The following is a 14,980-nucleotide window of genomic DNA, read 5'->3' on the forward strand; positions in this document are numbered from 1 at the left end:
TTATTTGAAAGTTTTCCAAAACATTTCTTTCGGAGCCCCTGCGTCTGAAAGCACTTTTTTCTGCACAGTTTGAGCTGATGGTTCTGTTAAAACGGGCTGCCGGCTTAATTCCGGCAGAAGCAAAGGTTTTCTTCTAATTAAACGCTCACCCGATTCTTTCCAGGCTTCCACAATCAAATGGGCATTCGTGCCGCCATCGGCAAAACAATTGATTGCCGCAGCCGGTGTTGTCTCCTTCCACTCGGCTTGTGATTTACAAAAATACAAATCGGTCTCTTCTATATCAAAATGCGCCATGCTTTCGTCACCTGACAGGAAGGGAACCAATTGTCTATGGTTCAGCATTAAAGCCACTTTAATCAGACTCGCTATTCCTTCTGCACATAAAGGGTGGCCGATGTTAGGTTTCACTGATCCCAGCCCTAATGGCGCCTTTGAACCGGAACGGTAAATGGCTTGAATCGCCTTCAGTTCAAGTAAATCTGTCACCGCTGATCCCGAGCCATTCGCTTCGAGATAACTGATTTCTTCAGGCTTTTTGCCGCTTTTTTCAAGCGCTGTCTGCATGACATCCTTTTGCGCCTCGAGATTCGGTGAAGATGGGCCTGCCGTTCTTCCGTCATTGTTAATAGCAGCGGCTTTAATGACTGCATATATGGAATCTCCGTCTTCGAGTGCTTGGCTGACGGTTTTGACGAGAACCATACCCACGCCTTCTCCTAAAATGACACCGTCTGCCCGCTTATCAAAAATATGGAATGACGGTTTGTCAGATAAAAGTCCGCGCTCCTGAAACATATGATGCGCATCAGCATCAAGCAAACTGACGCCGCCTACAACCGCTGCCTCAATATCTCCGCTCCGCAGAGCTTGAATGGCCATATTCAGTCCGACCAGTGCAGAGGAACAAGCAGTATCCAGCACAATACTTGGTCCCCTTAAGTCAAAAAATTGTGAGATGTTAGCTGCTAAATAGTTTTGTCCGCCAGCCACAATCGGATTTCTTGCTTTTGAAAGACTGGACGGATCAGGCTTGTGCTGGCTGCGGCCTCCTATATAAACACCAGCCTTCATGCCTTTCACTTCTTTTTCCGTATAGCCTGCGTGATACCACAGCTTCAGGCTTTCCTCCAATACAGCCAAAGCTTGAGGGTCCATCGCTCTGACATCGTTCTCGGACATCATGAAGAAATCATGATCGAATCGATTTATATTATCAATGAGGCCCGCGTAATTCGAGCTGGAGTGCCCGAATCGTTCAGGCGGTACAGGTTTAATCGCAACCCGTCCATCCCGAATTAAATCCCAGTATGCCTCAAGTGTTTCCGCTTCAGGGAATCTGCAAGTAAGTCCGATGATGGCGATATCTTCTGCAAGACCCGCCGTTTTCTCATGACTGGTCTGTTGCGGCTGCTGTTCTGGCATGGGTGCCTGTTTTATTGACGATCGCGCCTTGACAGGTGTCTGTTTCTCAGAAACGTTTCGGTGTAAAACAGCTGATACGTCATGTTTTGATATGAGCCAGCTTGCAAAGGATTCTATTGTCGGATATTCAAACAAAATTGATGGATCAATGTCTCCGTTTAATGCTTGGTTCATCTGCTGTACCAGCTGAGCCAAGATAATCGAGTCGATTCCGTATTCTTGGAAAGGCTCATCCGTTTCAAAGTCTTCAGCTGCGATCTTCAGTTCATCTGAAAAAAGAGTTACGAGCCATTCGACTGTTTCACCGAACAGGTTGTGAGTGCTGTCTTGCTCTTTCGTCTCAGGAGGTGAGAGAGCTTCAACAGGCTGTATAAGTTTGTCCGGCTGCCATACGTTTGTATCCGGGATCGCCGGCAGTACGACAGCATGCCGTGTATCTGATAGAATCTGATCCAGCAGCTGTAATCCCTCACCGTTTGTCAAGCTCACCAATCCAGTCTGTTCTAAAGCTTTGCTTCGAACCTCACCTAAACCGGTCTCCTTCCAGTTAGGCCACTGAATGCTGACAATTGGACATCTCTCTTTATGGGCCTCTGCAAAATAATCCATAAAAGCATTCGCCATCGCATAATCAGCTTGTCCGGCTGCAAGAACAGGAATGGCCGCTGATACAGATGAAAACAAGGCAACAAACGCCAATGATTCGTCTTTCAGCAAATCAAACAACGTTTGCAGGCCTTCGACTTTCGGTTCAAGCACCTGTTCAATCTCTTCGAGCGATTTTCTGATAAATGCCGGATTATGTTTGTTCACCTTCCCGGCACAGTGGATGACTCCGCCAATCTCCCCCATTGTTTCGTGTATGGTCTTCAGGCTCTGTTCAACGGCAAGCGAATCGGTCAGGTCCAGAGACAGCACTTGAACTTCCGCACCCATGGCTTCTAGCTCTTGAATGGCGTTTATTTTCTCCGCGAACGAGACATTTTTTACTGAATTCCACTGGTCACGCGGAGGCAGCTCTTCTCGGCCGATGAGGACCAGGCGCTTTACGCCGTATGTTTTCACAAAATGCCGGGCACACAACGAACCGAGACCTCTTGTCCCGCCTGTAATAAGCAGGACTTTGTCTGCTGAAAACGATACTTGTTTATGATAAAGACCGGCTGTATCTGCTGATTGCTCTGCCAAATATGCGCGGTACCGCTGGCCGTTTCGATAACAGACTTCAGATTCTGTGCTATTAGCATAAAACTCGTCTGCAACCAGTCTGGCCAGCTCCTCATGAGAAGTTGCAGACTCCATATCTGCATGTCTTGATGTAAGATGGCTGTACTCGCTTTGAAGCATGCGGTACAAACCGGCTCGTGAAGCACCGGATAAATGAACAGCTTTATTTTCGAAAGACTCCAGTCCTTTCGTTACACCCAAGATCGTCAAATGATGCTTGCTTGTGCATCCTTGTTCGATTAGCTTTTGGAGCCAGTTTATCCAGCTTATAGATTGCTCATGGCTCGTTCCGCAACCGATCAGATCGACTGCTCCAGAGATATGTTCAAAGTCAGCAGAAGATACATGATCGAGCTCTTGACTGTTAAATATACGGTAATTCGAGAAATACTTCGAAAGCTCTTCCGCTAATGCCATTGTCTCCTCGTTTGCTAATATGGCAACGGTTTGATTCGTACGTTCTGCCGGTTCAATCTGACAGTGCTGCCACTGCTTGTGCAGAAAGCAATGCTTAGTATTCGGCTCGGAGTAAGGCACTGCCAAACCACTGTTTTCAGGCTTGTCTTCTTCATTTGGCAGCCAGTAATACTCTTCTGCAAACGGATAAGCAGGCAGACTGATTCGGCGAGGCTTGTGATCTCCATAAAACCCGTTCCAATCGACCTGTAATCCTTTCACCCATAATTCCGCCACCTTATCAAGCCTTTTCTTCTCTATCCATGTTTGCAGCAATGCTTTGGCATCATGATCTGTTTCAAACAGCTTGATTTCGCTTTTCTTCGTTTTTACGTGAGCGGAAAATATGCTGCTGTTTGGCACATCCGCTAAATAATCACCTAAAGCTTTGATAACTGCTTCTTTGGAATCCGCCAAAAACGCCATCCGATAATCCATCGCTTCCCGGCCCGTCTGAAGTGTATACGCCATATCCTCCAGATTGATTTCTTCATTTGAATTCGCGAAATCTTTCATTACTTTTGCATAGGCCTTCAATTGCTGCTCTTTTTTCGCTGAGAGTACAAATAATGTTGAATGATGCTGCTTTGTCAGTCGATCATTCCTCTTTTCAGCCTGGTATTCTTCTAACACAATGTGGGCATTCGTCCCACTATATCCGAAAGAGCTGACACAGGCTCTTCTCGGTTTTCCATCGGCCGATTCCCAAGGCTTCAGCTCTGTATTTACATATAAAGGCGAATGTTCAAATTGAAAATGCTCATTCGGTGTCGTGAAGTTCAATGTCGGCACCAGCGTTTTGCGGTCCATACACAACAACACCTTTTGAACACCGGCTACTCCTGCCGCCGCAGATGTATGTCCAATATTGCTTTTGACGGAACCGATTGCGCAAAACTGCTTTTTGTCTGTTTTTTCTTGAAATACGGTGGACAGAGCCTCTAATTCAATTGGATCACCTTGTTTTGTTCCGGTGCCGTGCATTTCTACATAACTGATACTCTCAGGATGTATGCCGTATGTTTCGTATATGTCTCTTTCCAGATCCATTTGGCTTTTCGCACTCGGTGCCGTGATTCCGTTTGTTTTCCCGTCTTGATTAATACCTGAGCCAATGATGATGCCATAAATATGGTCACGGTCCGCTTCTGCATCTTTCAGCCTTTTTAGTACCAGCGCACCCGCACCCTCGCCGGGCACGAAACCATTCGCACCATTATCAAATGCTTTACATTGCCCATCAGGTGAAAGCATGCCGGCCTCACACATGCTGATATAAGATTCCGGCGTCAGGTATAAACTGACACCGCCGACCAGCGCCATATCAATTTCTTTGTTTATGAGTGCCTGTCGCGCTAAATGTGTGCCGACCAATGAAGATGAACATGCGGTGTCAATAGGAATTGCAGGCCCTTTTAAATTAAGAAAATACGGAATACGCGCCGCGGCGATCGCAAAGCTGTTACCGGTGGCATTTGCCCTTGCCTGCTGATTCAGCATGACCCCATATTCATTGCTCATAATGCCGAGATAAACGCCGCATCTTTTCTCATTTAATGTTCGGGCGTTATATCCAGCGTCCTCAAAGGCTTTATAGCCTTCCTGCAAAAATATTCGATGCTGCGGGTCCATCAGTTCAGCTTCTGATGGCGGAATATTAAAAAACAACGGATCAAAATGTTCAATATCATCAAGCATCCCCATTGATTTACAATAGACTCTCCCTTTTTTGTTCAGGGCAGGATCATAGAATTTGTCAATATCCCACCGTGATGTTGGAATATCCCGAATCGCATTTCTCGCATGAACCAGGTTATCCCAATACTCTCTTACATTCCTGGCGCCCGGGTACCTTCCCGACATCCCGACAATCGCTATTGCATCCTCCCGGTGATCTTGATGAATAGGAGCCGGTTTCTTCTCAGGTTCTTTCTTTATTGGGTATTGAACGGACTGAAGCGGACGCTCTGCCGGCTGTTTAACAGCTTCAGAGACCTCATGCTGATCTTTCATTTCTTGTTTTCTATTAAGATGCGTTCCAAGCTCAGACTTTAGCATCTCGGCAAAATCACGTATCGTTGGATAATCATACACTTTAGTGACTGAAAAAGACGTGCCATATTGCTTATTCACCGCTTTTATCCATTCGATCCCGGTAATCGAGTCCATTCCGATATCTATGAACGCTTCATCAATATCCACCTCGTGCGGCTCCATAAATAACACGTCTGCTATGCTTTCTCTAAATTCTTTATGCAGCGTTTCAATTGCCCCATTATATTGGCTTGATGCGGATATTTTAGCTGCTGCATATCGAATGGTTGCTGCAGGTTCCTCCTGCAACGGCTGATGGTGCTCTAACCGCTGCAGGGAGATATTATCCGGTTTAGCAGCAGGTGCTGCTGTTTTCTGTTTCATCGACACATACGTCTCCGGTTGCTTCGGAGCATCGCTTTCTGCTGTTTTCTTTCCAGCTTGTGTGCTTAACTCATGTGTTAAGTAAACAGCGAAATCACGTGTTGTCGGATAATCATAAACCTTGGTGACATTTAGTGATGTGCCATACTGTTTATTTATGGCTTTTATCCATTCGAGCCCGGTAATTGAATCCATTCCGATATCTATGAATGCTTCGTCTGGATCAACCTCGCTTTGAGCCATGTACAGCACTTCCGCTAAGCTAGCCGTCAGTTCATTGCACAATTCTTCCGCCGAGATCGTCTCTGTTTCTGTACCTAATGGAAGCGGAGATGCTGCTCGCTGCAAACGATCCTGATTGGCTGTTAAAGGCTGTAACGTGATATTGGCAGGCTTGCCGCTGGCTTCCCTGGCTTTAGACGGCTTTTGAATGACGGACTGTACCGGAACGGGTGGTTCCACTGTTCTTTTTTCCTCAGCCTTTGTTGCATTAACTTCTACCCAATAGCGATCTCTTGCAAAAGGATAGGCGGGTAAACTGATGCGCCGAGGTTTTTGATCCTGGTAGAGCGTGTTCCAGTCGATACGTAAGCCTCTTACCCAAAGGTCTAACACCTTCGTGTACTTTCCTTTTTGCATCCATGCCTCAATTGTTTTTGACATATCTTCATCAGCGGCAAAAGCGGCAATGGTTTCTTTGTTGCGTTTCACTTGTCCTCGAAAGATATATTCACGATCTTCTGTACCGGAAATACATTCAGTCAGCTTTTCTTCAAGCTCCTGCATCGTTTCAGCAACGAACGCCAGGCGATCATTCATCGCTTCACGTCCGACTTGCAGGGTATAGGCGATTCGGTGCAAATCTGCTTCAGCATATCTTTGTTCACGAATGGCATGCAGCAATCGTTCCGCCCGTTTCTGAAGTTTTTCTTCATTTTTTGCGGAGAGCACAATGACAGCCGGCTGTTTCCCCGCTGGCGAACGATCTTGCTCAGACTTCGGAACATACTCTTCTATTAAAATATGGGCGTTTACTCCCCCGGCACCAAATGAAGAGATGCCTGCGATTCTCGGATATTCAACGTCTTTTCCATTGACAGAAACGATCGGCCTCTTCCATTCTTCTAGCTCTTGCTGTACTTTAAACGGTGAGTTAAGGAAATCAATATTCGGATTCAGCACGTTTGAATGCAGGGAAGGCGCAAGCTGCCTGTATTTCATTTGGAGTAATACCTTGGTTAAGCCTGCGATACCTGCCGCACTCTCGCAGTGCCCCATATTTGATTTGGCTGAGCCTATTGCACAATATTGTTTGTCATTCGTTCGTTGCGTAAACACTTTGGACAACCCTGTCATTTCAATCGGATCTCCAAGTGAGGTTCCCGTGCCGTGCGCTTCGATATAACTGACAGTCCGCGGGTCAATCTTCGCTTCCACAAACGCCTTGTTGATCACATCTGCTTGGGCATTCGGGTTTGGAACTGAGTAACCGTTTGTTTTTCCTCCGTGGTTAATGGCAGTCCCCTTAATGATTCCATATATGTGATCGCCATCTTCAACGGCTTTAGACAATGGCTTAAGAAGCACTGCTCCTACGCCTTCTCCCGGCACATAGCCGTCTCCGCCCTCACCGAAGCTTTCACATCGGCCTTTACTGGACATGAATTTGTTCTGCCCGAGCATCAAATATTTATTTGGGTGGATTGAAACATTCACGCCGCCCGCGAATGCCGCCTCACACTCTCCGCGCTGCAAGCTTTGGCAGGCCAAATGAATAGCGGTTAAAGAAGAAGAACACATGGTGTCCAAAGCAATACTCGGCCCATGAAAATCAAAATAATACGATACCCGATTCGCGATGGATGATGGATTTCCTGTTAAAGCCAGAGACCTGCCCCGCGCCTGCTCTTGCGCCCCATACAGCTGGTATTCTTCGTACATGGCTCCGACATATACCCCGACACTTCCGCCAAGCTCCGAATCACGCTTACGGCCGAGATGCTCTCTTGTATATCCTGCATCTTCCATCGTTTCATACACGCACTGCAAAAATAGCCGCTCCTGAGGGTCCATTAATTTTGCCTCACGCGGTGAAATATGGAAAAACTGCGGATCAAACTTGTCTACATCCTTCATAAAGCCGCCCCACTTGCTGTAGGTTTTTCCAGGCTTATCCTTATCTTCATCATAATATAGACTATGATCCCAGCGGTCTTCAGGAATTTCCGTAATACAGTCTCGCCCGTCCCTCAGGTTTTCCCACAATTCATTGATGTTGTCTGCCTGAGGATAGCGCCCAGAGATACCAATGATTGCAATTTCCTCTGTTTCCTTTTCTTTTGACTGCTTCTGCCCTTTTTCTTGCAAAGGAAAGAATCCGGGCTTTCTTTGGGCAACTGAAATTTCTCTCTTTTCAGGCTCTGAAACTGTTTTTCTATTTTCCGCAGCGGAAGGTTTGTCTGTTTCAATTTCCAAGATGTCCAGAAGCTTTTCTCGGTGGGAATCAATAAAATACCGGGTTAATGACCGAATATCCTGATATTCAAAGAACAATGTCTTGGACAAAGACCCAAATACTTTTTCTAATTGACCTGTTACATGCATGATCATAATAGAATCGATCCCATAATCCTCGAGAGGAGCTTCAGCATCAATCTGGCCGGCCGGCAGCTTGATAACCGAAGAAAGCACTTGTTTCACATAATTCTCCGCTTTTTCTCTCAATGTCTCTTCATCGACTCCTAGGACAATGTCTGCTCTTCCCGTATCCTGACTGCCATTTCTTTTTTTCGTATTTTGGGATTCACCTTGACCATGTCCCGTTTCATACAAAAATGCACGAATCCGATTAGCAACACCGGAAGCCACTAATACTTGCGGCTTTCCTGACGCCCAGCCATGGTATAATGCCTGAATCCCATGCCCTGTTTCCATGGCCACCATGCCTGTTTCTTTTGTCAGCATCCTCGCAGTTTCAGCATCAATATGCATCCCCCCGTCTTTCCACAGCGGCCAGCATACCGAAAGAGTTTTTCCATAACGTTTGTGCAGCGCTGCTTGGCCATTTCGATATTCGCTGAATGCATTCATAAATGCATTCGCCATTGCGTAATCAGCCTGCCCCGCGCTTCCCACTGCTCCGGCACCTGAGGAAAAAAAGATAAAGAAGTCGAGCGGAATATCTTTCGTTGCTTCATCAAGATGAATCAGACCGGCTACCTTTGGAGCGAGCACGGTTTGAACTTCTTCTTTCTTTTTCTTAATAATAAAATTATCTTTTATCATACCGGCGCTATGAATGATACCGTTCAAGCCTCCGTAAACGTTTTGGATCTCTTCTAATAAGTCATTAACAGCTCGTTTCTCTGTCAGATCCGCTTGTCTGTAAACCGCTTGAACACCAACTTTCTGTAAGGCTTGAAGCTGCTCCTGCTTCCTTTCATTGAGCGGAGAGCGTCCTGTCAGGATCACAACAGCATCATTCGTTTGGTTTGCGATTTCATTTGCAAAGATGAAGCCAAGGCCACCTGCACCGCCTGTAATCAGATAAACACCTTTATCTTTCCATGGCATGTCACTTAAGTGCTCGCCAGCAACCTCTTTCCATTTGCTTACAAACCGTTTCCCTCGCCAATAGCGAATATGCGTGTCACGCGGACAGCGTCTGTTTTCCTCCAATATTTCGATTAGGTCACTACTAGACATCTCGGTATCTAATTCAATCAGCTGTCCAGTCAGTTTGGGGTTTTCCAGTTCAGCCGTTTTGAGCAGTCCGGTTAAGCCGCTTAATAGCTGCGGCTCGTTCAACACAGGCACCGCCACTTGAATGAATGTATGTCCCCCGGTTTTCGATTGCAGCAGCTGCTTGATTTCTTCAAATAACTGTACGGCATACACTTCAAACCGTTCATCAATTGCCTCTTTATAATGCTGCAATACTGTACAGTCAAGATCATTTCGGATGCTTTCCAGTTGTTCTCCAAAATCACAGATAACGACTTTATGTGTCTCGGATACTATAAACCCCTGCTCCTCGGCAGGAGCATTTTCTTCCCAAACGTGTTCAAACAGCAGCGTGTCAATTGTCTCAGAAGGATCTTCTGCATCTGCTTCTAACACTCTTGCAGAATAGCCCTTCATTCGCACGCAAACCTGCCCCTCTTCATTGCACAAATCGATATCAAGCTTCTGCATGCGATCCCCAGCTGCACTGCCCTCGCTGTATGTGATCCGCGCCCACATAGATATCTCGCAGCCTTTGAAGATTTGGACATCCTGTATGGCAAAAGGCAGCATCGCCTTTCTGTCTGCTAAACTCGTAATGTGTCCCAGCCTCAAACCGATAGATGCTTGAAATGCCGAATCTATCATGCTCGGATGCAGGACATAATGGTCTTGCGTACCGGAGATCACAAGCGGCATCGTCAATTTCGCAAGAACTCCGTTTTTGCCGGCATATATGCTATCGATCGCTCTGTGGCTGTCACCATAATCAATGCCCATTTCTTCATAAGCCTCGTAGCAATCAGAAGGTGACAGAATCTGCTCATTATCGTTTGCCTTCAGTTCTTCAATGTTTATTACAGGAGGTTCATCAGCCTCACAAAGCACTGCATTCCCTTGTCCGTATACAACCGGCGCCTTCTCTGCGCTTTCAGGCTCCTGGCAGATTTCGAATGCAACCTCACCATTTTTCTCAGGATATAAACGTATGTGTATGTCCGCTCGCTGTTCTGTGAAGGCAAACGGCCGAACCCAGACAATGTTCCGAAGCCGGAATCCTGTCGGGAACTGATCTCCAGCTGCCTTTTCGACAGCCGCCCGAACCATTTCCAATAAAGCTGCACCGGGTAAAACCCGCTCGCCCTTAATGACATGATCCTTAAAGAAAAATTCACGTCCTGTGAACGTTGAACGGAAGCGTACTCCCGACATGTCAGACACATTTTGATGCAGAAGAGGATGAAGGACATGCCCTTCCCCTTTTGATAGACGAGTCACTGTCTCTGCTTTAGGCACCCAATAACGCACCTTTTCAAAAGGGTATGTCGGCAAGCTGATCCGCTTTGGTTTCTTTCCTTCGTAAAGAAGGGTCCAGTCAATCGCAGCTCCGTTGGCCCACTGCTCCGCAATCAGATCGAGATTTCTTTGTTCCAGCGATTTATGTACCGTTTCGGCGGAAAGCGATAAATCACTTCCTCTTGACATTCGCCCCATCCAGCAACGCTGAATCGTTTCGCGCCCTTCTGCAAAAGCCTTCAATTGTCCGGTCAATTCTTGAATGCCGGCTGCTGCAAAAGCAACCCGCTCTTCCATCGGTTCACGGCCCACCTGCAATGTATAAGCCAAATCTCTAATCTGAATCCCATCATGAAGAAAATCCAAGAGACGTTTTGCATATACACGAAGACGTTCTTGATTACGGGCAGAAAGCGGGATAACAGCGGGCATGCCAGAAACTGACGGCAATGAAACGCCCTGCTCCGCTGTTTGAGGAATATATTCCTCAAGGATAATATGTGCGTTTGAACCGGTCGCCCCAAAGGAACTGATACCCGCCCGGCGCGGATAAGGGATGTTTTTCTCATTTTCCCTAATAACAGGTAGCTTCCACTTTGCTGTTTCATGCTGTACATAAAATGGAGACTTTTCAAAATCTACGTACGGATTTAGTTCTTCTGAATGCAAAGAAGGCACGAGAGTCTGATGGTGAAGCTGAAGGGCAACCTTGCTTAAACCGCTGATGCCCGCGGCGGATTCAGCATGTCCGATGTTTGACTTAACAGAACCAATCGAACAGAACTGCCGATCCTCTGTATATTGACGGAATGCTTTTACCAACCCCTGAACTTCGATCGGATCTCCTAAGGACGTACCGGTTCCATGCGCTTCCACATAACTAATCGTCCTCGGATCAATTCCCGTTTTCTCCAAGCATGCCTCAATAAGGTCAGCTTGAGAAACTGGACTCGGCACTGAAATGCCGCTTACAGTGCCCACATGATTCACTGCACTTCCTTTAATGACGGCATAAATGCGATCTCCGTCTTCCTCCGCCTGGTGCAAAGGCTTTAATAAAACTGCACCGATCCCTTCAGCCGGTACATAACCGTCTCCATCTTTGCCAAATGTACGGCAGTGCCCGTCAGTGGAAAACATATCCCAGACCCCGTATGTCATATATTTATTAGGATGCAGGGACAGGTTCACTCCGCCTGCTAACGCGACATCGCATTCACCGTGACGAATGCTTTCCAGCGCCAGATGTACAGCGGTCAGAGATGAGGAGCATACCGTATCAACCGCCATACTCGGACCGTGGAAATTACAAAAGTAAGACACTCTGTTGGCAATTTGCGCATAGTTGAGCGAGAGAGGAAACACATTTTCCGCTGATGCTTCTTCAGCGCCGACTAATGTATAATCCTTGTGCATGACGCCCGCAAAAACACCTACATGCTGCCTTTTGTTTCGTCCTCTAGGTTTGGCCAAAGTCTTGGGCATGTAGCCTGCATCCTCAATCGTTTCCCAGCAGGTTTCTAAAAACAGCCGCTCCTGAGGGTCCATTGTCTCTGCCTCTCTCGGCGTGATTCTGAAAAATTGAGGATCGAAGCAGTCTGGGTCGTCAATAAATCCGCCCCATTTGGAAATGTCCTTACCTGAAGGAGATGTGATTCCTTCAAATCGCCGCCAATCCCAGCGCGACTCAGGAATTTCGCTAATGCAATCCTTACCCTCTTTCAGATTGTTCCAAAATTCATGAATATTGTTTGCCTTCGGATACCTGCCCGCCATGCCGATAATCGCAATGTCGCCCGATTGCTCAAAAGATGCAACACGAGAAGAGTCTGTCCGTCCGCTTGTCCTCCGTCCTTCGGCAGTTGTAGCGCCGATTATGCTATTGGAGACGTGTTCTCTTTCAATTTGATCAAGGGAACCAGCGGCACTAAAATGCTCACCATAATCCTCGGTAAGAAACGCTGACAACTCCGCAATGGTGGTATGCTCAAACAGGAGAGTCGGCGAAAGGCTCTCACCGATCTTGTCACTGATCGTTTCTACCACTTCAAGCAAGCCTGATGAATTCAATCCCATTTGGTAATAGCCGACATGCTTTTCAATTTGTTCGATCGGTTTATTTATTTTGTCTGCGATTAATTGGCTTACAAACTGTTCAGCCCCGCCATAGGTATCCATACTGCCGGATGAAGATACCGTATCTGCAGCTTGAGTATGCTCGGCTGCGTCCTTTCCTGTCTCTTGTTTCTCCTGTACATCCTGATGCTTTCCGCTAATCAGCTCTGCTTCACGCACTAGTTTGCTTGTGAAGTTTTTCAGTTCAGCTACTTTTTCACCGGAAGCATTGAAAAATTCAAGTGTTACATAAATCAGCTCTTTTTCCTGACGGACAGAGGAACGCTTAATTCTGGTCATGCAATGTGTCTGCAAAAGTGCTGAAGCGGAAAAGGATTCATAGAACAGAGGCAAATATAGCCTCTGTTCCCCTTTAAGCAAAGATGTGAGCAGATTGTTGGCACCCACCCCGCTCCCGTCTATGAGAGTCGGATGAAACATAAAGCCTTCTGCATGCTGCATGGCTTCCGAGCCGAGAGAAAGATCGAGAAGGACGCCGTCTTCCCCTTCATGAATGCAGCCTTTCGCTTTCATATATTCACTGTGCACCAATTCCTGACGTCTGCATTGTTCATATACATCATTAAGCTGAACAACGTTCTGCGCAGCTGCTTGGATCTGGTTGAAATCCAGAGTTTCTTCAAAAACAGCAGGAGAGTGGGTATGCATATCAGCCTTCATATAGAGCTTTTCTTCTGAAGCTTCATTCCCTTCACTTTTTTCAATGCCTTTGGCTGTGATTTGCCACTTTCCTTTTTTTGTCTCCGCACATTCGATATCGAGAGCGATTACCGCACCCTGTCCCACCGTCAGCGGCTGATAGATGGATAAATTCCGCAGCTGAAGCTCTGAGCAGGTGTAGCCGTGTTCTCTGAATATCTGGTAGATCATATCGATATAGGCCAATCCCGGAAGGACATGTTGTCCGTAAACCACATGGTGATATATAAACGGATTTTTTAACGATAATGTGAGTTGTTTCGTTATTTTTTTCACGTTAGACCTCCACCTCATAAGTATCCCATATGTTTGCCGCATCCATTTTTAAGGTCTCCGCTTCCGGCTTTGACTCGCCATGCGAAAACGCCCGTTTCTTTAATTGGGGAGGCGATATCGGACTGCGCTTGATAGCGCGTTTTTCATCTTTTTCCCACGCCTCTACGATGACATGAGCATTCGTCCCCCCATCGGCAAAGCAGTTAATGGCCGCAGCAGGCTGCAAATCTGTCCAGTTTTCCAACGTTCGGGTGAACGTGATATTCGCTTTCTGTTGATCGAAATGCGCCATCTCTTTTTCACCTGATAAAAATGGGACGAAGCGTCGCTCTTTCAGCATCAGTACAACCTTAATAAAGCTGGCGATCCCTTCCGCACATAGCGGATGCCCGATGTTCGGCTTTATTGAGCCAAGAGAAAGAGGCAATGAGTGATCGGAACGGTACACCGATTGGATCGCTTTCAGTTCAAGCAGATCGGTTACCATTGAACCTGACCCGTTTGCTTCAAGATAGCTGATGTCCTCTGGTTTTTTCCCGCTTTTGGCAAGCGCGTCTTTCATGACTTCCTTTTGCGCCTCCAGATTAGGTGTTGCCGGTCCTGCCGTTCTACCATCATTATTGACCGAGGCCGCTTTCACGACAGCATATATGGTATCTCCGTCTTCCAGCGCCTGTTTTACTGTTTTTAACATGACCATTCCGACGCCTTCACCTAACACAACTCCGTCAGCACGCTCATCAAACACATGGAAGGATGATTGCTTGCTTAAAATGCCGCGCCGGTCAAATAGCCTGTGAGAGGCATCTGAGCTTAACAAGCTGACACCGCCGACTAAAGCAGATTGAATATCACCGCTGCGCAGAGCTTGAATGGACATATTCATGCCGACCAAAGCTGATGAACAGGCTGTATCTACTACAACGCTCGGGCCGCGGACATCGAAAAATTGTGAAATATTAGCCGCTAAATAATTTTGGCCGACTGTCACGATCGGATTCTTCGCATGGTGAAGACTCTCTTCATCAGGTTTGTGCTGGCTTCTTCCTCCAATATAAACGCCGACTGGCTTCCCCTTTATTTCCTCAGGAGTATATCCGGCGTGATACAAGAGCTTCAGACACTCTTCCAATACGAGTAATGCTTGCGGGTCCATCGCCCTTACGTCTTCTTCATGAAGCAGAAAGAAATCAGGGTCAAAATGGCTGACGCCATCAATCACGCCAGCATAATATGGTGTTTTACAGCCCCAGCGTTCTGCCGGAACCGGGACGATTGACGAACGCCCCTCAGATAATAACGACCAATAGGTTTCCAGCGTATC

Annotated in this window: 2 protein-coding genes (1 of these 2 running past the window's edge); both read right to left on the reverse strand. The window is 46.8% G+C overall.

The genetic code is table 11. The features are described 5' to 3' along the window. Complete coding sequence (locus tag ACY3LV_RS07585; RefSeq protein WP_464863603.1) at window positions 1-13,674, reverse strand: type I polyketide synthase; 13,674 nt, start codon at window positions 13,672-13,674, stop codon at window positions 1-3. Next, a protein-coding gene (locus ACY3LV_RS07590; RefSeq protein WP_464863604.1) for an amino acid adenylation domain-containing protein crosses the window boundary here: on the reverse strand, window positions 13,658-14,980 show its 3' portion. It continues 13,815 nt past the right edge of the window; only the last 1,323 of its 15,138 coding nucleotides appear in the window; its start codon lies beyond the right edge, outside the window; the stop codon is at window positions 13,658-13,660. The genes ACY3LV_RS07585 and ACY3LV_RS07590 overlap by 17 nt, the downstream gene beginning before the upstream one ends.

This window comes from Bacillus sp. 11C (genome assembly GCF_055486375.1).

Excerpts from the sequence above, each read along its gene's own strand:
- ACY3LV_RS07585 (WP_464863603.1), bottom strand. The coding sequence starts at position 13,674 with ATGAGGTGGAGGTCTAACGTGAAAAAAATAACGAAACAACTCACATTA.